At 63.3% G+C, this 20,044-nt stretch carries 16 protein-coding genes; 9 read left to right on the top strand and 7 right to left on the bottom strand.

What is annotated here, in order from left to right; all coding sequences use genetic code 11:
- The first annotated feature begins 79 nt into the window (after positions 1-79).
- The 4 genes from WBN73_RS15970 to WBN73_RS15955 are packed head-to-tail and all read left to right on the top strand — an operon-like array spanning position 80 to position 3,414.
- A complete protein-coding gene (locus WBN73_RS15970; RefSeq protein ID WP_337340837.1) occupies positions 80-805 on the top strand; it encodes a TetR/AcrR family transcriptional regulator C-terminal domain-containing protein in 726 nt (241 codons plus the stop codon).
- Positions 802-2,259 (top strand): MFS transporter, encoded by a 1,458-nt coding sequence (locus tag WBN73_RS15965; protein WP_337340838.1) that lies wholly within the window; start codon positions 802-804, stop codon positions 2,257-2,259. Before WBN73_RS15970 ends, WBN73_RS15965 begins: the two co-directional genes overlap by 4 nt.
- Before the next feature lie 10 nt (positions 2,260-2,269).
- Positions 2,270-3,145 (top strand): SMP-30/gluconolactonase/LRE family protein, encoded by an 876-nt coding sequence (locus WBN73_RS15960; RefSeq protein WP_337340839.1) that lies wholly within the window; start codon positions 2,270-2,272, stop codon positions 3,143-3,145.
- A gap of 35 nt (positions 3,146-3,180) precedes the next feature.
- Positions 3,181-3,414, top strand: coding sequence for a DUF6480 family protein (locus tag WBN73_RS15955; RefSeq protein ID WP_091465072.1), 234 nt, complete (start codon positions 3,181-3,183; stop codon positions 3,412-3,414).
- 40 nt (positions 3,415-3,454) lie between these two features.
- Here the strand turns inward: WBN73_RS15955 and WBN73_RS15950 are convergent, their stop codons facing one another.
- A complete protein-coding gene (locus tag WBN73_RS15950) occupies positions 3,455-5,329 on the bottom strand; it encodes a glycerophosphodiester phosphodiesterase (protein ID WP_337340840.1) in 1,875 nt (624 codons plus the stop codon).
- A gap of 109 nt (positions 5,330-5,438) precedes the next feature.
- Positions 5,439-6,041: a TetR/AcrR family transcriptional regulator gene (locus WBN73_RS15945; protein ID WP_207596123.1), complete on the bottom strand. Its 603-nt coding sequence runs from the start codon at positions 6,039-6,041 to the stop codon at positions 5,439-5,441.
- Between the two features lie 89 nt (positions 6,042-6,130).
- Between WBN73_RS15945 and WBN73_RS15940 the strand changes: the two genes are divergently transcribed.
- On the top strand, positions 6,131-7,585 hold the full coding sequence (locus tag WBN73_RS15940; RefSeq protein WP_337340841.1) for an APC family permease: 1,455 nt from the start codon (positions 6,131-6,133) through the stop codon (positions 7,583-7,585).
- The gene (locus WBN73_RS15935; RefSeq protein ID WP_337340842.1) at positions 7,578-9,272 is read left to right on the top strand and encodes an amidohydrolase; all 1,695 of its coding nucleotides are present in this window, start codon (positions 7,578-7,580) and stop codon (positions 9,270-9,272) included. Before WBN73_RS15940 ends, WBN73_RS15935 begins: the two co-directional genes overlap by 8 nt.
- A 28-nt stretch (positions 9,273-9,300) precedes the next feature.
- Here the strand turns inward: WBN73_RS15935 and WBN73_RS15930 are convergent, their stop codons facing one another.
- Positions 9,301-10,038 carry an alpha/beta fold hydrolase gene (locus WBN73_RS15930; RefSeq protein ID WP_337340843.1) on the bottom strand — a complete coding sequence of 246 codons (738 nt, stop codon included), beginning with the start codon at positions 10,036-10,038 and terminating at the stop codon, positions 9,301-9,303.
- Between the two features lie 73 nt (positions 10,039-10,111).
- Here WBN73_RS15930 and WBN73_RS15925 point away from each other — a divergent pair, with 73 nt between their 5' ends.
- The gene (locus tag WBN73_RS15925) at positions 10,112-10,801 is read left to right on the top strand and encodes a helix-turn-helix transcriptional regulator (protein WP_337340844.1); all 690 of its coding nucleotides are present in this window, start codon (positions 10,112-10,114) and stop codon (positions 10,799-10,801) included.
- On the opposite strand, the gene WBN73_RS15920 is transcribed toward WBN73_RS15925, so the two are convergent.
- Complete coding sequence (locus tag WBN73_RS15920; RefSeq protein WP_337340845.1) at positions 10,798-11,499, bottom strand: GntR family transcriptional regulator; 702 nt, start codon at positions 11,497-11,499, stop codon at positions 10,798-10,800. The genes WBN73_RS15925 and WBN73_RS15920 overlap by 4 nt on opposite strands.
- A gap of 155 nt (positions 11,500-11,654) precedes the next feature.
- Here WBN73_RS15920 and WBN73_RS15915 point away from each other — a divergent pair, with 155 nt between their 5' ends.
- Complete coding sequence (locus WBN73_RS15915) at positions 11,655-14,480, top strand: FAD-binding and (Fe-S)-binding domain-containing protein (protein ID WP_337340846.1); 2,826 nt, start codon at positions 11,655-11,657, stop codon at positions 14,478-14,480.
- Positions 14,481-14,519: 39 nt separating this feature from the next.
- Here WBN73_RS15915 and WBN73_RS15910 read toward each other — a convergent pair whose 3' ends face one another.
- The gene (locus tag WBN73_RS15910; protein ID WP_337340847.1) at positions 14,520-16,268 is read right to left on the bottom strand and encodes an L-aspartate oxidase; all 1,749 of its coding nucleotides are present in this window, start codon (positions 16,266-16,268) and stop codon (positions 14,520-14,522) included.
- Between the two features lie 71 nt (positions 16,269-16,339).
- Between WBN73_RS15910 and WBN73_RS15905 the strand changes: the two genes are divergently transcribed.
- Positions 16,340-17,281: a LysR family transcriptional regulator gene (locus WBN73_RS15905; protein ID WP_337340848.1), complete on the top strand. Its 942-nt coding sequence runs from the start codon at positions 16,340-16,342 to the stop codon at positions 17,279-17,281.
- Positions 17,282-17,287: 6 nt separating this feature from the next.
- Here WBN73_RS15905 and WBN73_RS15900 read toward each other — a convergent pair whose 3' ends face one another.
- Both WBN73_RS15900 and WBN73_RS15895 read right to left on the bottom strand, forming a co-directional pair.
- Entirely contained in the window at positions 17,288-18,274 is a 987-nt protein-coding gene (locus tag WBN73_RS15900) for a malate dehydrogenase (RefSeq protein ID WP_280626421.1), read from the bottom strand.
- A 157-nt stretch (positions 18,275-18,431) separates the two neighbouring features.
- The gene (locus WBN73_RS15895; RefSeq protein WP_337340849.1) at positions 18,432-19,799 is read right to left on the bottom strand and encodes an MFS transporter; all 1,368 of its coding nucleotides are present in this window, start codon (positions 19,797-19,799) and stop codon (positions 18,432-18,434) included.
- Between the last annotated feature and the right edge of the window lie 245 nt (positions 19,800-20,044).

The following is a 20,044-nucleotide window of genomic DNA, read 5'->3' as shown; positions in this document are numbered from 1 at the left end:
TGATGATCGAAAGACTAGGTGTACGCTGTATACCTGTCAAGACCCGCCCGGATTTTGACTGAGGGGAAGGGATCAACCGATGACCCAACTTGCGGAGGCCGCGCAGCGCGTGCCCTTGAACCGCGACCGAGTGCTGCAAGCTGCCGTTACTCTCGCTGACGAAGCAGGTCTCGAATCACTGAGTATGCGCCGGCTCGCCCAGGAACTTGGGGTAGTTCCGATGGCGCTCTACAAGCACGTGGCCAATAAGGAAGAACTCCTCGACGGCATGGTGGATACCATCGTGGGGGAAATCGACCCACCCGTGCCCGATGCTCCATGGAAGACCGTGGTCCGTCTCCGGGTGCTTTCGGCCAGGCGGGCGCTCCTTCGACATCCTTGGGCCCGCCCTGTCATCGAAACCCGCACCAACACTACGCCGGCGGTCCTTGGGTACATGGATTCCTTCGTGGGCATGTTCCTTGCGGGCGGATTATCCGAGGACCTGACGCACCACGTGATGCACGCCTTGGGTAGTCGGATGTGGGGGTTCACTCAAGAGGTCTTTGACGACCCGGCAGGGAACGGCGCCAAGGACCAGCCACATATCACGGCGGAAGCCCAGGCTGCGATGGCCCGGCACATGGCGGAGAGCTACCCCAATCTTTTCCGGATCGCTGTGGCGGCAGCGCATGATGACGAGTCAGTGGTGGGGAATGGCTGCGACGACCAGTTCGAGTTCGAGTTTGCCCTGGACCTGCTTCTTGACGGATTCGAGCGACTCCACCAACGGAACTGGGCATCAGGCGGGGGTAAGCGCGCATGAGCACAGCGGCCGAAGAAGGAGTCGGGTTCCGATCCCGGCGGGGACCCATTCTGATTGCACTGATGCTCGCCACGGGCCTGGTGGCGAACGATGCCACCATTGTTGCCACGGCGGTGCCGTCAATCGTGGAGGACATTGGCGGTTTTGCCTCGTTCCCGTGGCTCTTTTCTGCGTACCTGTTGGCGCAGGCGGTCTCGGTGCCCGTCTATGCCAAGCTCTCGGACGTTGTGGGCCGTAAGCCGATGATCCTGGGCGGGATTGGCCTGTTCCTGCTCGGCTCGATTCTCTGCGGCCTGGCTTGGAGCATGCCGGCGCTCATCGCGTTCCGGGTGCTTCAGGGCCTCGGGGCGGGGGCAGTCCAACCTGTGGCGATCACGATTGCCGGCGATATCTACACGCTGGCTGAGCGGGCCAAAGTGCAGGGCTACCTGGCCAGTGTGTGGGCGGTTTCTTCCGTGGTGGGACCAACTCTGGGAGGCGTTTTCGCATCCCTGGGAATCTGGCGCTGGATCTTCCTTATCAACATTCCATTGTGCCTTCTGGCTGGTTGGATGCTCCTCCGGACCTTCCACGAGGAAGTGGAGCGGACCAAACACCGGATCGACTACTTGGGAGCGGGGCTGCTGACGGTTTCGTTGAGCCTGCTCATTCTGGGGGCGCTTCAGGGCGGCCAGGCATGGCCTTGGGACTCCGCGGTCAGCATCTCTGTTTTTGCCGGCGGGGCCTTGTTGTTCGTAGCGTTCCTCTTGGTGGAAAGGAAGGCTGCAGAGCCGATCCTGCCACCGTGGGTTGTCTCCCGCAGGCTGCTGGCGACGACGGCGATGATCTCTTTCGGCGTGGGTGCCGTCATGCTTGGGCTTACTTCCTACGTCCCAACGTTCCTGGAAGGGTCCCTGAAAACCTCACCCCTTCTGGCCGGGCTCGCCTTGGCGGCCTTAACCATTGGCTGGCCCATCAGTGCCTCGCAAGCCGGCCGGTTGTATCTCCGCATCGGATTTCGGAACACGGGCATCATCGGCATCGTGATCACAGTCATCGGCACGGCTCTCCTTGCCCTCACGGCCTCATCGCCCAGCGTCATCCTGGTGGCAGTGGCGTGCTTCATCGTTGGGCTCGGACTCGGGCTGGTGGCAACGCCGAGCCTCATTGCCGCCCAGACCAGCGTCGAATGGAACGAACGCGGCGTGGTCACCGGTACCAACCTGTTTGCCCGTTCGATCGGCAGTTCCATTGGCGTGGCTGTTTTCGGTGCCATCGCCAACGCTGTCTATGCCAACGGCCCCAGCGGGGGTCCCGATCCGCAAACTACCGTTTCGGCGTCCACTGCGGTATTCGTGGCTGTGCTTGTCAGCGCAGTCCTTACCGTCGTGGCGGTGCTGGCGATGCCTGCTGAGGGGAAAGTCAACACCGCCGAACCGGCCCCGAAACCCAGCTCGGAACACGCGAACGACTAGTCTCGAAGACATGGATGAACTGATCACCGGCACCTTGGAAAAGTTGTTTGAAGGAACCGTGTGGGCGGAGGGTCCTCTCTGGATTCCGCAGTCGCAGACCGTACGTTGGAGCGACATTCCCAACAACAGGATCCTTGAGTTCTCGCCTTCTACCGGAGCGACGCGCGAGTACGCCGCCGGCGTCGAATACACCAACGGGCGGACGCTGGACCGTGACGGCAGCGTGGTGCAGTGCAGCCACGGCCGCCGGCGTATTGAGCGGGACCACGACGGCGTGGTGACGCCGATCGTTGAGGCGTTCGGTGAGCATCGGCTCAACTCGCCCAACGACGTTGTCGTGGCTGGGGATGGCACAGTCTGGTTTACTGATCCTCCGTATGGAATTCTTCCCGGGACGGTGGAAGGGCACGAGGGTGAGCAGGAGTACGGCGGTTGCTATGTCTTCCGCTTCGACCCGGCCACGGAAGAGCTGACTCCCATGGTCACGGATCTGGTACACCCCAACGGGCTGGCGTTCTCCCCGGATGAGTCACTCCTGTATGTAGCAGACACGGCGGGTCCAGCCTTGGGAGTGCCGTTCCGGATAGCTGTCTACCCGGTTGAGGGCGGCGGCTGCGGAGAGGGCAGCACATTCGTTGAGCTCGAAGACGATGCGGCCTCGGACGGCTTCCGTGTGGACATCGAGGGTCGCGTGTGGACGTCGGCGGGCTCGTCAGTACGCGTCTACGCCCCCAGCGGTGCGCTGCTGGCCGCCGTCGACGTTCCGGAAAAGGTCTCCAATCTCTGCTTCGGCGGGCCTGATGGGCGCGATCTCTACCTCACGGCCACGACGTCCTTGTACCGGCTCCGGACCTCGACACGGGACACGACCATGAGAGTACCCTGAACACAGCACCCGCCGCTGCTATCGAGGGAGTGAACGTGTCAGGAAGCAACCCCGATCCATATGAAGACAAGATCACCGGTTTGGAGCCGGGTGGAGGAGTGCCCCCGGGGGAGACCCCTCCTGGCGAAGCCTCCACCGCCGGACCGCAGGGCCATGACGAGGGCGGCCCCAGGAAGGGCACTCAATTCCTGTGGCTGGCAGCCATCGGTGCCGGCGTGCTGCTGACGCTGCTGTTCTTCATCGGCTACATCGTCGGCTTCTTCGACTAGCTGGGAATCCCGGGAAACGCGTGTTGTCGTCCGTCGAAGGTCAGAGCGCTGCTGCGTCGCTGGCGATGATCGCGGCGAGCTCCGCGGGGATGCCGTTCCCCGAAGCAGCCTTGGCATCGGCCTCGACGTCTGCCCAACGTTCGCGGTCCACGTTTTTCATGAGCTTGTCGCGCACCTTGCTATCGATACCGTCTGAAATGAGGACGACGTAAAGTCCGGACTTGCTGGCCTGGACGGTGAAGGTGATGGACGCCGTCGCCTCTCCTCCCGGGCCGCTGGCTGTGGCGATGAGGGTGTGCTGCCCGGCCGCGAGCGTCAGTGCCTTGACGGCGTCGCCTTCCGCGACCGTGTGCCCGTCGAGCTGGATGGTGACATTGTCGGCGTTGATGGTTTCCACAGCGGGGGTGACGGTGTCGCCGCGGCTCAGAGTGGCGCCCTCGAGCTTTCCTGCGAAGCGGACGGACGGAGCCTCAGGGGTGGGGGCGGTGGGGGTAGCGCTTTGGAAGCCCACAAGTGCGCCGGCGCGGTTGGTGATGATGCCGTCCACGCCGGCCTCGGTCATATCCTTCCATTGCTGCGGGCTGTCCACGGTGTAGGGCATCACGGCGATGCCGGCTTGGTGCAGTTCCTTGATGGCATCTGGACGGGCGGCAAGCGCTGACCAACTCGGGTTGTACGTGACGGCTCCGAACTGCTTGGCTGCAGCCACTACGTCAGCGTCCAAGGCACCCCGGAGCAGGCCGAGCCTCAGGGATGGCTCATACTCGCGCGCGTAGTTCAGAACGTTGGTGTCGAAGCTCTGCAGGATGGTCTGCTCCAGCATGCCGCGCTCCTTGAGCATGTCAACCACACGCTGGACTTCTGAGCGGGTTTCCGGGCCTTTGATCTCCAGCAGCAAGCCGGCGCCCTCGGTATTGGTCTGGTCCAGGAACTCAGCAAGGGTGGGAACCTTGGCGCCGGCATAGGCCGGGGAGAACCAGGATCCTGCTTCCAGCCCGGCAATGTAGCCGGAGCTCAGGGTAGAGACGTCGCCGGTCCCGGACGTCACGCGATCCACAGTGTTGTCGTGAATGACCATTGGGACGCCGTCCTGCGTGGTGTTGACGTCCATCTCGATCCAGTCGGCGCCGGCCCGGCCTCCCGAGAGGAGGGCCTGGAGTGTGTTCTCGGGGATGACTGAGGACAGTCCCCGGTGGGCGATCACTGCGGGCTTTTCTCCGGGCTTGATCAGCAGGGATTCGGTGGCAGGCAGTTCGGTGACTTTGATGTCGTCGTAGGAAACTGTTGCACCGTTGGCGACGAGGCCAAGAACGCCATTGTCTGTGCGGATCAGGCGGTTGGTTTCCATCACTTTCTGGCCGTTGAAGAACCATGCGGCCTTCTTGCCTCGAACGTCGACGGAAACGCGGACGTCCTTCCCCGTACCAGCGTCCGAAGGAGCGGCGGCGGTATTGGTGACGTTCCATGCGTTGGAGGCGTTGCGCTCAGCAAACTCCAAGCCGTTGGTGGCCGTGCTCCCTGAGCGCATGGTCGCAATCCAATAGGGAACACTGCCATCGGGCTTCATATCCAGTGCCAAGGCGGACCAGCGGGCAGCGTTGAGAACATTCTCAAAGCGGACCGTTGCTTCAAGCCGGTAGTTGGCCAGGTGCGGCCCGAAGGTGATCCGCGAAAGCTGGTTGGAGGAGGTGCTGGTTCCGTAGAGGCGGCCGTTCTCCACCTTCCAGGTTCCCTCGACAGCAGTGAAGCCGTCGGGGAGGCCAGTGCCGGAGAAGTCCTGAGTGTAGGCAGGCGCCGGTTCGACTTGCTGGTCGGGGGACGCCGGGGCAGCATTGGCGGGAGCGAGGGGTAGAAGCGCTGTGGCCAGCAGTGCTGCTGCCACGAGACTGGAGCTAAGCCGTTTTGGAGTATTCACCCTCACGACGGTAGGCAGCTTGCTTTCCCGCATGAGGTACAAACGGGGAACCCAGCTTGAACAGACTCTTAAGAAACCGCTTACGGGCGCCCGGTGGGAACTCAACGCATCAGGGCAGCGGGCGGCAACCAATCTGTTCTGCAAAGGCAAGCATCGCGTCGCATGCCATGTCCACTGTCACGAGCCTGTTCCCGGCAACAATGTGCAGGCTGTACGCATCTTCAAGTGCCACCATGTTCATGGTTGCCTGGTCCAGGTCGGTGGAGATGCTGAACGCGCCCGAGGCGTTGCCCTCTTCGAAGATCGCCCGGTAGGTGGCGGTCTGCCGCAGGTACATCTGCTGGACCAAGGTGTCGTGCAGTTCTGACTGTCCGGCCATGAAGTCGAATTCGTAGAGCAGGCGCATGAGGGCGTCGTCGGGACCGCTGGGCAGGCCCGCGGAGATGGCCGCCCGGAGCTTTTCAGCGGGCGAGGAAAGTTGGGCCACCACTGCGTCCCTGTGGTCGCAGAACCGCTCAGTTCCGGCACGATGCGCCTCGACGAGGAGGGCATCCAGATCGTCGAAATAGTAGAGCAAAGCCCCTCTGGTCAGCCCGGCCCTCTTGGCGACATCGGTGAGGGATAGTGAGCGCAGACCTTGGGTTGAGGCCTCTTTGAGGGCAGCCTCCACGAGTTCGGATCGGCGCTGTTCCTGGGTGTTGGGTCTTGCCATGCTCTTGACACTATCCGATGTGAGCTGCCACACTCCAATAGTTATTTGACACTGACGTCAAAAAACTAATTCAACCCGAATGGATCCCCATGGAACAGCCCATCACCTCCGTTCCGGCGCAACCCCCAAGTCCCCCGGGCGCCGGGACCGGCCGAAACTATGACGCCTCACTGTCCCGCAGCCTTGGCCTCGGCGGAAACATCCTCATCACTCTTTCCTCCATCTCGCCTGCTTCCAGCGTCTTCATCCTTGGCGGCGCCGCGCTGACAGCCTTCGGCACAGGTGTCGTCTGGGGATTCCTGATCGCGGGCGTCGTGAGCATTTTGGTGGCCTTCTGCTATGCCGAACTTGCTTCCGCCTATCCTGTGGCAGGCGGCGATTATTCACTCGTTTCAAGGGCCTTGGGTCCGGCGTTCGGAGTCGCCACCTTCTTCATCAGCTTGGTGTCCTTGCCCCTGATCGTGGCGGTCTTCGCACTGGGTGTAGCGGACTATCTGGGAGTAGCGATCGCGGGACTCTCTCCACTGCAGACGGCGCTTGCCGTAGTTGTTCTCACCACCATCACCGCCTGCTTCAATATTCGGGCCAATGCTTGGCTCACGGGTATCTTTCTGTTCATAGAGCTGGCGGCCCTTGTGCTCCTGGCGGTTTTGGGCCTGATCCACATTGAGCGTCCTGTCGAAACACTGTTTACGGCCCAAGCCCTGGATCCCGACACGGGGTCATTGGCGCCGCTTGCGATATCCGGGCTCATGATCTGCGTGACGCAAGGGATCTTCTCCTTCAACGGTTACGGGGGAGCGGTCTACTTTGCGGAGGAGACCAAGAATCCCAAGCGCAACCTTGCCCGTGCGGTGATCTGGAGCGCGGCCGTCACCATTGCCGTCGAGATCGTCCCGCTCGGTGCGATCCTCCTTGGTGCGTCCTCCCAAGAGGAGCTGTTCGGCTCTGAACTCCCCGTGGAAATCTTTCTGAGCGAGCGTGCCGGGGAAGCAGTCACCATGCTGGTTCTGCTGGCGGTGGCGTTTGCCATCATCAACGCGATCATTGCCATCACTCTCCAAGCCGGGCGCCTGCTGTATGCGGCGGCCCGTGATCAGGCCCTGCCCGGCGGGGTGTCCCGCGGCCTGCGCCGCGTCAGTGCCAAGGGTCAAGTGCCGGTCGCGGCCACCGCCGCCATGGGCGTCTTTGCTTTCCTGGCCTGCTTCGTTCCTCTTGACGTCCTGCTCACGGCTACGGGTTCCACGCTCACGTTCAGCTACCTTTTCATTGCGTTGGCAGCCATCCACCACCGCCGCACCAACGGCAGCCGGACCGGCTACCGGATGCCGTGGTGGCCCCTTCCGCCGGCTGTGTGTATCGCGGCTCTGTGCTTGGTGTTCATCGTGGCAATTCTTGACCCGGCACAGTGGCTCAGCCTGGGCATCTCCCTGGTCTTCGTGACCGGCGGTTTCGCCTACTACTTCCTGTACCTCCGGCCGCGGAGCGGGACCCACCTTCTACTGCTTGACGCTGTTCTTGACGAGGAGAACCACAATGCTTGACCTGCTGCTTCACAACGGGGCTGTCCGCACTTTTGATGGTGCCGGCTGGGCCCAAGCCGTCGGGATTACGGGCGGATACATCACCTACGTGGGAACGGACGATGATGCTCCGGCGGCCCGCCATCGGATCGACCTCAACGGACGCCTGCTGACTCCCGGCATCATTGACAGCCACAACCACTTGCTCCTCGGCTTCGACCCGGATGCCGTTAGCCTCGAAGGTGCTTCCTCCCTGGGCGAAGTCCGGAAGCGGATCGCCGAACACGCAGTGGAGCGGCCGGAGCTGGACTGGATCTGCGCCGAGAATGCCGTGTATTCGGTGGTGGAAGGGCGGCGGCCCAATGCTTCGGACCTACGTGGAGTGACGGACCGCCCGGTTTTCATCACCACCTACGACCAGCACTCGGTGTGGCTCAACGACGCCGCGCTGAGAGTGCTGGGCATCACCCATGAATCATCCATCCCGTGGGGACGTCCGGAAGTCGATGCCGATGGGAACCCGACCGGGTGGGTCACCGACTTCTACACGAGTGCCATGACCGCCTCAGGACTGCGCGGACTGCAACGCGATATCCCCATGTATTCTCCTGACCGTCGCTACCGGCGCATCACCTCAAGCCTGGCGATGGCTGCAGCGAGCGGCATCACCACAGTGGTGGAACCCCAGGTGCCCTTGGCGGAGCTCGATCTTATGTATCGTGCCCGGGCAGAGGGAAAAATGCACTCGCGCGTGATCACCGCTCTCTTCCACCCCGTGGGTTCCGACGCAGAGTTCCGCAAGGACCTGCGCGAGGCAGTGGACAGTGCGCCGGTGGACGACATGCTTCGGCTTGGTCCGGTCAAGCTGTACGCGGATGATGTGATCGAACCACACACTGCCGCCATGCTTGCAGACTACGCCAACCGACCAGGGCACCGCGGCTCCCCGAGTATGCCACCCAACGAGTTCACGGCGATGCTGGGCGAGCTCCATAGGCTTGGCTTCCAAACCCACACCCACGCCACCGGCGACTGGGGAGTGCGCATGGCGTTGGATGCGATTGAAAGCGCCCAACGCAGTAACCGCACCACGGACCACCGTCACGGAATTGTGCATGTGGAGTGTTTGGACGACGCCGATCTGCCCCGCTTCGCCCGGTTGGGAGTTGTTCCTGCAATGCAGCCGCGGCACTGTTCCCCGGACTTGGTGGCCGGCACGTGGATGGACAACGTTGGTGAGGGGCGCTGGGGCCGTGCGTGGCGGTTCAAGTCACTCGCAGACTCGGGCGCCCGGTTGGCTTTTTCCAGCGACTGGCAGGTGGGAGAGATGGACCCCCTGGTGGGTTTCTACACCGCACTCACCAGGGCGGGTCTCGACGGCGGCTCGGCCTGGACCCCCGATGAATGCCTCGACCTCGACACCACCCTCCGTGCGTATACACAAGGCGGCGCGTGGGCGTGGCACGCCGAGAACGAACTGGGCGTTATCCGCGCAGGAGCCAGGGCCGACGTCGTGGTCTGGTCTGCCAACCTGTACACGCTGGAGGCCTCGGAACTGCTCGGCGAGCGGGCTGATCTGACAATCGTCGGTGGCGCCGTAGTCCACGACGCCCGCCGGGAGTTCAGCGACGATCCGCCGGTGCCCGCGTCAGCGGCCGGTGTTGGGCACGGCATCCCGGCCGAGTCGCACTCGACCTGCGCGCACTGAAGGGGCGACGACGGCGGGTCGCCCCGCTTCATCGGCGGTCCTTGGCAGTTGCTTCGTCAATAACGATGCTGAGGTCGACGGGTCGGCTCCACATCGGCCAGTGGCCAGTGGGGAGGTCGACAAGTTCGAGGTTACGGAGGGTGGCGACCTCTGCCATCATGGGGTCGCCTTCGCGCGCCATCTGCATCAGAACCTCGGAGGTATAGGAGCAGGCGATGATCGTCGAGGGGACGTCTCGTCGGGAGTCGTGCTGAAGATGCAGTGGAGCGCGCACGACGTTCGCGGGCATCGGCACCGCTCGCTGACGGAATAGTTCAAGGTCCCTCCTGCTGAGCCCGTCGAGGCTCGCGCCCAGCTGGTCAAAGGGTGGCAGCATTACTTCTTGTTGATCTGGTGGCACGGACGCATCGACGACAGAGCCATTCGAGGCAGGGCCACTGTCGACGTAGATGATTCTGGTGACGGCGGTGGGGTTCTGGTCCAGGAGGACGGAGGCGGGGACTCCGGCGCCGCTGTGAACGACGAGCACCACGGGGGAACCGTCGTTGCCGGCAGTCCTCACAGCCAAGCGCAAAGCGTCGGCCTGGTCGGCCAGAGTCCTTGAAGCCCGCTCGGGATCCTCGGGGTCAAGGCCCGGCAGCGTCACTGCTGTGACGCGGTGGCCGCGGCTGCGCAGATCCGCCGCGACGGCGTCCCACGCCCATCCACCCAGCCAGTGGCCAGGGACGAGAACGATTGACGTTTGAGTGGTTGTGATTGTTTCCATGTCACCATGCTCGCGCGCGCTCCGGACAACCCCATGTCACTATTTCAGTCACTATTTCTGCGATAGTGGCAAAATGAACAGAACCGCGCGCCTTCATGCCCTTACTGAGTCACTGCGCCGGGCAGGCACTCGTGGGCGCACTGCGCAGCAGCTTGCCGATGAGTTTGAGGTGGCCCTTCGCACCGTCAAACGTGACTTGGCCGCGCTCCAGGCCGGCGGGTTGCCAGTCTGGGGGCGAACAGGTCCAGGCGGCGGTTACGGGCTGACGGAAATGTCGTCGCTGCCGTCGGTGAATCTCACCGCCGCGCAGGCGTTGGCCCTCAGCGCGGCAGTGTCCGCGAGCAATCAAGCACCGTTTTCCGATTCGGCCCGCGCCGCGATCCGGAAAGTGCTGGACGTGCTGGACCCAGTTGCCCGCCGTCGAGCCGCTGAACTGTCCCAGCGAATCTGGGTCGACGTCGGCCCGGCGCCACACTGTCGGGTGATGTCAGTGCTTGAGCAAGCCACTATTGACCAAGTCACCGTAAAATTGACCTACACCGATTCCAAGGGCGACACCACGCGGCGTGAGGTGGAGCCGATGATCTTCGCTCTCAACGGTAACCGGTGGATGCTTGTGGCATGGTGCAGATTGCGTGACGGCATCCGTTGGTTTGATCTGACCCGGATCCAGCGCGCAACCGCCACCCGTCATCCATGTACGGGCCATCACGTCGACGAGATCGGCACCCCTCCCGAATTTGCGCGCCCCATCGATATCTAGCCCTTCGGCTGCCCGGGCCGTGGACGTGCGGGGTCCGGACGTGCAGCGGGGTCCCCTCCCATGGCTTCGGCCAAGCGGTCCCGCGCGCGGCCGAGGTGTTCGTCCAGCAAGGCTGCTGCTGCGTCCGCCTGGCCGGATTCGATGAGCTCAAGTATTTTCTGGTGTTCGGCATGGATCAGCGAGGTATCCAGGAGATGCAGGGACTGGACGCGGACCATGCACATCCGCACTTCTCCCACGAGCGAGCGGTACATCCGGCTGAGCCGCTCGTTCCCCACGGCGTCAATCAGGCTGGTGTGGAAACGCATGTCAGGTTCCACCACGTCCAGGGGAGTGTCGCTTTGGAGCGCGGCGATGTCCCGGTTCGCCTGCACTGCTCCCTCCGGAACCGTCTTGCTGTGGGCGAGCCGCCGCAGCACTTCACTTTCGAGGTATGCCCGGGCGAGGTAGATGTCGCGCACGGAGTCTGGTCCGAGATCCACAACGCGAGCGGTCTTGTGCGTTCCGCGCTCCAGCAGGCCCTCGGGTACGAGTTTCTCAATGGAGGCCTTGGCGGTGGGCCGGGCTACCTCGTAGGAGGTGGCGACGTCCGTTTCCGTGAGCGTATCGCCCGGGCCCAGGTCACCGGCAAAGATGCGGCTGCGGAGGTCCGCTGCGATGGCGTCGACGATTGAAACTGCTGAAACTCGGCCCTGCAACGAGGCCTCCTTGAAGGGTTGAAGTGGATCTCCACGTCCTATCGTGCCAGACAAGTCAGCAAAGAATTCTTGACCGGCATGTGTACTTGTTAGACAATCGTATCGTGTTGATCTTCCGGCAGTCCACCCCCGTACTCGATTGGATGGTGCCCTAGTTGGCTTCCCTTGACCTTGCTGGTTTCCGCGCCGCGCTGCAGGATCCCGCCGCAGTACGCACCAGGGCCATCGATCGTCACGCCAATGCCCATGACGCCTCGCATTTCCTGTTGATTCCGCAGGCTGTGGTGACAGCGGGAAGTGCTGCCGACGTCGGAGGTTTGTTGCGCGCCAGCGCCGCCCAGGGCGTGCCGCTGACTTTCCGCTCCGGCGGTACCAGCTTGAGCGGACAGGCTGTCACCGACGGCGTGCTGGTGGATGTTCGCCGGAACTTCAGGGACATTGAGGTGCTCGACGACGGCGCCCGGGTTCGTGTCCAGCCCGGCGTTACCGTTCGGGCCCTGAATGCGAGGCTCGCTCGCTACGGCCGGAAGTTCGGGCCCGATCCGGCCAGCGAAGCGGCGTGCACCATAGGCGGGGTAGTAGCCAACAATTCCTCCGGCATGAACTGCGGCACCGTGGACAACACGTACCGCACCTTGGAGTCGCTGACCGTAGTGTTGCCTTCCGGGACGGTCGTGGACACCGGGGCGCCCGACGCCGGGGAAAAGCTCCGCACCGTTGAGCCGGATCTCTACCGTGGCCTGGCGCGGTTGGCTGAACGGGTCCGGAGCAACCCCGACTCTGCCCAGAGGATCCGGCAGCAGTTTTCCATGAAGAACACCATGGGCTACGGCCTGAACTCCCTGCTCGACTTCCAGAACCCGGTGGAGATCATGGCGCACCTGATCATCGGCAGCGAAGGCACTCTGGGATTCGTGGCTGAGGCGGTGTTCCGGACCATTCCCCGGCTCCAGCATGCTGCAACGGGTCTGCTGGTTTTTCCTGATCTCGAGGCAGCCAATGCTGCGCTGCCCGCTCTCGTTGACACCGGGGCCGCCACCATCGAACTCATGGATGCGTTGTCGCTCAAGGTGGGCCAGGCGCTCAAGGGGACTCCCGCCGTCGTGCATGACATTGCGGTCCGTGACAATGCCGCCCTCCTGGTGGAGTATTCCGCAGGTAGTGCCGGCCAACTGGAGGAGCTTCAGGCGGGCGGCTCGGGAATCCTGCAGAGCCTTGGGCTTTCCGCCCCCGCGCAGTTCACCGCCGATCCGCGGGAGCGCGCGCAACTGTGGCAACTGCGAAAAGGCCTGTACGCCTCCGTGGCCGGCGCGCGCCCCCAAGGCACCACGGCTCTGTTGGAAGACATTGTGGTGCCGGTGCCCGCGCTTGGTCGCACTTGCCGGGGCCTGATCGGGCTGTTTGACAAGTACGGGTACAGCAACAGCGTGATCTTCGGCCATGCCAAGGACGGCAACGTCCACTTCATGCTGACCGACGGCTTTGCCTCGACGTCCGAACTGGACCGATACAGCGCTTTCACCGAGGACATGGTGGACCTTGTCCTTGCCGAAGGAGGATCGTTGAAGGCCGAGCACGGCACGGGGCGTGTCATGGCCCCGTTCGTCCGCCGTCAATACGGCGAGGAGCTCTACGACGTCATGCGCACCATCAAGCGGCTCTTCGACCCCGCAGGCATGCTGAACCCGGGTGTGGTGATGGATGAGGACCCTGTGGCCCACCTCCGGCACATCAAGACAGCCCCGCCAGTAGCGGAGGAAGTGGATCGCTGCGTTTCCTGCGGATATTGCGAACCGGTGTGTCCCAGTAAGGACATCACCCTCACGCCGCGCCAAAGAATCGTCACGCTGCGTGCCATTGAATCCGCGCGCCTGGCCGGAGACTTGGCGTTGGTGAAGGAGCTGGAGCGAGACTACGGGTACGAATCGGTGGACACCTGCGCCGTGGACGGCATGTGCCAAACCGCCTGCCCGGTGGACATCAACACAGGATCACTGGTGAAGCGCCTGAGGAAGAACGACGCCGGAAAACTCGCCAACGGCGCGTGGAACGCCGCAGCCAAGCACTGGGAAGGTGTCACTCGCGGGGCGGCCCTTGCCCTGACCGTGGTGGACAAGCTCCCAGCGGCCGTCATCAAGCCACCCAATACAGCGGCGCGGGCTGTCCTGGGGGCAGATGCTGTACCCCTGTACTCCACGGAGCTTCCAGGCGGAGGTTCACCGCGGAAACGCCCTGCTCCTTCGGGGCATGTTGATGCCGTCTATTTCCCTGCCTGCGTAAACACCATGTTCGGTCCGGCAGGGGCATCACCTGAAGCCGGCGGACGCGGCGTGCAGTACAGCTTTGAACAACTGTCTGCCCGGGCAGGGCTAACGCTCCTGGTTCCACAAGGTATTGACGGCCTGTGCTGCGGGACGCCGTGGTCCTCCAAAGGGATGGCTGACGGCCAGGAAACCATGGAAGCGAAAACAGTCGCAGCGCTCCGGCACGCCACCCGTGACGGCGAGTTTCCCATCGTCTGCGACGCCTCTTCCTGCACGGAGGGCCTCCGCCATGCCGTGGAATCCGACGTCCCCGCCGAGGGCCAGCTTCCCCTGCGCATCGTTGACGCCGTGGACTTCGCCGCAGAACGGATACTGCCCCTGCTGCCCGAGCACGGGAAACTTCAAACACTGGTGCTGCATCCCACCTGCTCGTCAACGCGGATGGGACTCAATGATGCGCTGGGCGTGGTTGCAGGTGCAGTGGCGGAACGCGTGGACATTCCCGAGAACTGGGGTTGTTGTGCGTTTGCCGGTGACAGGGGCATGTTGCATCCGGAACTGACAGCGTCGGCAACAGCGCGTCAGGCCGCGGACGTAGCGGACCTGAACGCTGCTGCCCACGCCTCCTGCAACAGAACCTGTGAGCTCGGCATGACACGGGCCACGGGATCCCAGTACCGGCATGTACTTGAGTTGCTGGAAGAGGTCACCCGGTAAGCGTCCTGTACCAAGGGCCGCGGTCAGCTGGCGGGTGTTTTACTCGACGAGCTTCCCGGAGACGGAATCGTCCGCGGAGGCCTCGGCAAGGGCTCGGAAGGAATCCGGAGCCGGAGGCAGACTTTCGAATCTGACGCCCTCGTCCGTTGACCAGACAAAGTTCCCCTGGAGTGAGGGATCTGCCGTTGGGAAGTCCGCACGGTTGTGGGCGCCGCGGGTTTCGCGGCGTTCAAGGGCGCACTCGAGGGTGGCCCGTGCTGCCAGCAGGGAGCCCAGAAGGTCGTAGGCGTGGGCCAGATCATCGAACCCGGCGATGTCCGGGTGGGCGGTGACCAGCTGGGCGCGCTCCTCCAAGGCCGTCAGCTTCTCGAGTCCTTGTTCCAGTCCCTGTTCAGTGCGGACCACCCCGGCGTGTTCGGTCATGAGGTTGCGTAGTTCACGCTGCAGCCGCCGTGCGGATTCTGTCCCGCGTTCACTGAGCAGTGACTGCATTTCCCCGCGGGCTGTTCCTACAGCGGCGGGATCCCGGACCAGATGGGTACGCGAATGGACGTAGTCGGCCACATGCTCGCCGGTGATACGTCCGTAAACGAGCAGCTCAATCAGTGAATTGCCGCCGAGACGGTTGGCGCCGTGGAGCCCGGACGATGCCTCGCCGATTGCGTAGAGGCCGTTCACTCCTGTTCCGTGGTCCTCGGGGGCAACCCAGGCCCCACCCATCGAGTAGTGGGCTGTGGGCGCAATTTCGATTTTGGTGGTGGTGATGTCCAGCATCTGAAGGTCGATCAGGGTGCGGTAGACCCGAGGCAGCTTTGCCATGATGGTTTCCCGTGGCAGGTGGGACACGTCCAGGTAGACGCCGCCCTTCCGGGTCCCGCGACCTTCGGCGACTTCGGTGAAGGCGGCCAGCGCAACCCGGTCCCGGGTGGAAAGTTCCATGCGCTCGGGGTCGTAGCGTTCCATGAAGCGCTCACCGAGGGCGTTGGTGAGGATGCCTCCTTCTCCACGGGCCGCCTCGGAGACCAACGTGCCGGCCGCGTCGTCGGGCTCCAACAGGCCGGAAGGGTGGAACTGGACCAGCTCGGCGTCGCGGATCCGGGCTCCGGCCAGGGCAGCCAGCCGGAAGGAGTCCCCGGTGTTTTCATCGCGCCGGGAAGAGGTGTGCCGCCAGATGCGGGTATGTCCGCCTGCGGCCAGGATGACGGCATCGGCGTGGATCTGCACAGGGGTCCCATCCACGACGTCGAATCCATAGGCTCCGAAGATGGTGCCGTCGGCGACGAGCAACCGGGTGATGTAGACGGTGTCGATGATGGGCACGTTCAACTCTGCCGCCCGGCGCATCAGCGTGCGCTGGATCTCCAACCCGGTGTAGTCCCCGGCGTAGGCCGTGCGGCGATACTTGTGCGCTCCGAAGAAGCGCTGGGAGATCCGTCCATCTTCCTCGCGGGCGAAGGGCATGCCCCACTGTTCAAGGTCCTCAATGCCGCGGGCAGCGTTGCGGGCAACTGTTTCGACAATGGACGGGTCGGCCAGGAAGTAGGACTCCCTCAGGGTGTCGGCGGCGTGCTGTTGCCAGCTGTCCTCCGGGTCCATCGTGCCCAAAGCAGCGTTGATGCCACCGGCGGCAAGGCTCGTGTGGGCGTCGTGCTTGCGCCGCTTTCCCACCGCCAGCACCTGCATGCCCCGCTGGGCGAGCTCAATCGAGGCGCGCAAGCCGGCGCCGCCGGTGCCGATCACCAGCACCGAGGTGGACAGGAGTCGTTCTGGATTGGAGTTGAGGTTCATGATGTCAACGCTAGGAGGAGTGGCTTCATGTCTCCAATGAATTATTTGAGTGAAGATCATGCGTTTAGGCTATGATCATGAAGCTGGAGCAGTTACGCACCTTCGAGGCGATCGCCCGAGTGGGCCATTTCACACGCGCGGCCGAGCAACTTTATCTCGCGCAACCTTCCCTCAGCAGGCAGATCGCCGCACTCGAGGCCGATCTTGGAATGGCTCTCTTCCACCGCGGACCGTCCGGGGCGACCCTGACGAATGCGGGGGAGCTCCTCCTGCCCATCGCCCGGCGCATGCTCGGCGACGCGCAGACCGCGCGGGAGCAAATGAATGAGCTCGCAGGGTTGCGCCGGGGCCGCATTCGCCTGGGCGCCCCACCTACGCTGTGTGTCTCACTGGTGGCCGATGTGCTGGCCTCTTTCCGAAAGGCGCACCCCGGAATTGAATTGCACATCACTGAAGGCGGTTCGCGGTTCCTTGTTGATGCCCTGAATGAAAGCGCGCTGGATCTGGCTTTGGTGGTCACCCGCGGCGTGGACCCCACTGTGAAGGGAACTGAGCTGATTCCGTTGCTGACTGAGGAGCTGGTGGTTGTCTCCGCCGCGGGATCGGCGGCGCACGAAGAACTCACCCTGGAAGAGTTGGCGCGCATTCCGCAGGTGGCCTTTAACCGCAGCTATGACCTGCGGGTGGCCACCGAGGCGGCATTCTCCGCCAGCGGCTTGGAACCGGTGATCGCCGTCGAAGGCGCCGAGATGGACGCCGTGCTGCGGTTCGTGGAACGGGGACTGGGTGTTGCAGTGGTGCCGGCAATGGTAGTCATCGGCCGGCCCGGACTGCACAGTGCCCGTCTGGTCAATCCCTCACTGACAAGAACCGTCAACCTGGCCCGACGCGACGACATTGGTCCTTCGGCAGCCGCAGCAGCTATGCAGGAGTTCATCTTCAGCACAGTTGACCGGCTGGCGGCACCCGGCACCGACCTTGCACGGCTGGTCACGCCAACGGAACGTCGCTGATGGAAATCAGATCAATCCCAGTTCCGCCACGGCAGCCCGCTCCTCGGCAAGCTCGGCGGCTGTCGCATCCATCTTCCTGCGGCTGAAATCGTTCACTTCCAGCCCTTCAACAATTTCCCAGTTCCCGCCTGAGGTAGTCACCGGGTACGAATAGATGAGACCTTCGGGCACCCCGTATGACCCATCGGAGGCAACGGCCATCGAAACCCAATCGCCCTCGGGGGTGCCGAGCAGCCAGTCGCGGGCTGCGTCGACGGTTGCCGACGCTGCCGATGCCGCGGAGGACGCACCCCGGGCATCGATGATCGCTGCACCCCGCCTGGCAACCGTGGGGATGAATTCGTTCTCGATCCAGTCCTGGTCATTCACCACCTCAGCCGCGTTCCGCCCGGCGACTTCTGCATGAAAGATGTCCGGATACTGCGTGGCGGAATGATTGCCCCAGACGGTCATTTTGCGGATATCCCCCACCTTGGCTTGGGTCTTTTTCGCCAGCTGTCCAAGGGCGCGGTTGTGATCAAGGCGGGTCAGGGCGCTGAACCGCCCGGCGGGGATGTCCGGGGCGTTGCTCATCGCGATCAAGGCGTTGGTGTTGGCCGGGTTGCCCGTCACGCCGATGCGGACATCGTCGGCTGCGACCCGGTTCAGCGCCTTGCCTTGGGCCGTGAAAATAGCACCATTGGCACTGAGCAGGTCGCCGCGTTCCATGCCTTTGGTCCGAGGACGTGCGCCGACGAGCAAGGCAAGGTTGACGCCGTCGAAAATGTGGTCGGCGTCGTCGCCGATTTCGACCGAGTCGAGTGCGGGAAACGCGCAGTCATCGAGCTCCATCACCACACCCTCCAGTGCCTTCAACGCCGGCGTGATCTCCAGGAGCCGGAGTTGCACTGGCGTATCAGCACCGAAGAGGGCACCGCTGGCGATCCGGAAGAGGAGGCTGTAGCCGATCTGGCCGGCCGCGCCAGTCACAGCGATCTTAATGGGGGTGCTCATACTCTCGTTCTCCTTGCTGGTGGGCTTTGCAAGCTGTATGTCATGCTGCCACAAAGCTGGTCAACGACTAACTGCGAAGTCGCCGGAGAAATGCGAAATCGCCGGAAGGGACCAGCGAACTGGAGCCCTTCCGGCGATCCCGGTGCACGGAAACCTGTCAGCGGGTTTCGAGGTCCTCCAGCGACTTGCCCTTCGTGTCAGAGGACATGAGGGTTGCTACGGCTGAGACGAGGCAAATCCCGAGGGTGGTCAAGCCGATGACCAGGGGGATATTCGCCGATCCCGGGGGAGCGATCGCCGTGAACAGGCTGGGGAAGAAGGACGCGATCATGAGCCCGATGTTCTGGGAGACCGCGAAGCCCGTGACCCGCATCCGCATGGGGAACTGCTCCTGGAAGAATGTGGCGAACGTGGCATTCCACATCTGGAAGAGGATGCCCTGCACAATCACCACGCAGAGGAACACCAGGGGCAGGCTGCGCTGTTCGATGGCCCACAGGTAAACCACGGTCAGCAATCCGCCGGCAATGCCGCCCGCCACCATCAGTGTCCGCCGGCCAATCCTGTCGGACAGGGCGCCGAACAGGGGGATGGTCAGCACTGCGGCCACGTTGGCTGCCAAGGTTACCCAGAGGAACTCGCTGCTGGAGAAGCCGATGCCGTATCCCTTCTGGGTAGCGAAGGAGACACCGAAGATGAGGGTCGCCATGCCGATCACGTTGGTGAAGGTCATGATGATGCATCGGACCAGGACCCAGGGGTGGGTGCGCAGGAGGTCCACCAGCGGGAAGCGGCGCTTGACGCTGGCGTCTTCGGAGTGGGCCAGGTAGGCGGGTGGCTCTTCAACGCGGCGCCGGATAACGTACCCGGCCACGATCACCACGGCGCTGAGCAGGAACGGCAGGCGCCAGCCCCAGGAGTGGAACTGCTCGTCGGGGAGGAGGGCGGCAAGCGGAATCAGTACCGCGGTAGCCAGGATTGAACCCACCTGCGTTCCCTGCAGGCTGAAGCTCGCGAAGAAGCCGCGTTTCGCATCAGGAGAGTGCTCCACGATCATCGCGCTGGCGCCGCCGAGCTCACCTGCAACGGCGAATCCTTGGATCAGGCGGAGGATCACCAGCAGGACTGGCGCAAGGAGGCCAACTTGCCCATACGTCGGCAGCAGCCCGACGGCAAAAGTAGCGAAGCCCATGAGCAGCATCGCGAAAACGAGCACCTTCTTGCGTCCGTGCCGGTCACCATAGGCTCCCAGGATCACGGCACCGAGTGGGCGGGAAACGTACCCCACCGCGTAGGTCGCCAACGAGGCGATGATGCCAACCGTGGGATTTTCGGTGGGGAAGAAGATGGTGGGAAACAGCAGCGTGGCCGCCAGCGAATACAGTGCGAAGTCGTAATACTCCAGCGCGCTTCCGATCCAACCGCTCATTGCGGCTTTCTTCGGATCCTTCTGGCCGGTGGTTCGTTCGGGCCCGGCAGGGTGCTCGGGGGAGGGGGCGGGATCCCTCCGGTGCGTGACTGTCACGTCGCTGTACTCCTCTGGCGTCATTGGCAAGGAACAAGAACTCTTCCCATCCAGGACTGAACAAAGTGGTCATTCAGCGTGAGGAAGGTTACATCTTGAATCGATTCATAAAGCATAGGACGTGACGTGCGCTACGTCAACGCACGACGACGGCAGGCCACGGTGGGTGGCCGGTTCTAGCGGTCGTTGCAACACCCAGAATTTTTGGGAGTTGCAACGACCGTGTCGTCTTTAAAGAAGGTACC

This window comes from Paenarthrobacter sp. CCNWLY172 (assembly GCF_037402035.1).
Taxonomy (GTDB): domain Bacteria; phylum Actinomycetota; class Actinomycetes; order Actinomycetales; family Micrococcaceae; genus Arthrobacter.
The sequence above is the reverse complement of the archived record's forward strand: the minus strand, read 5'-3'. Positions and strand labels throughout refer to the sequence as shown.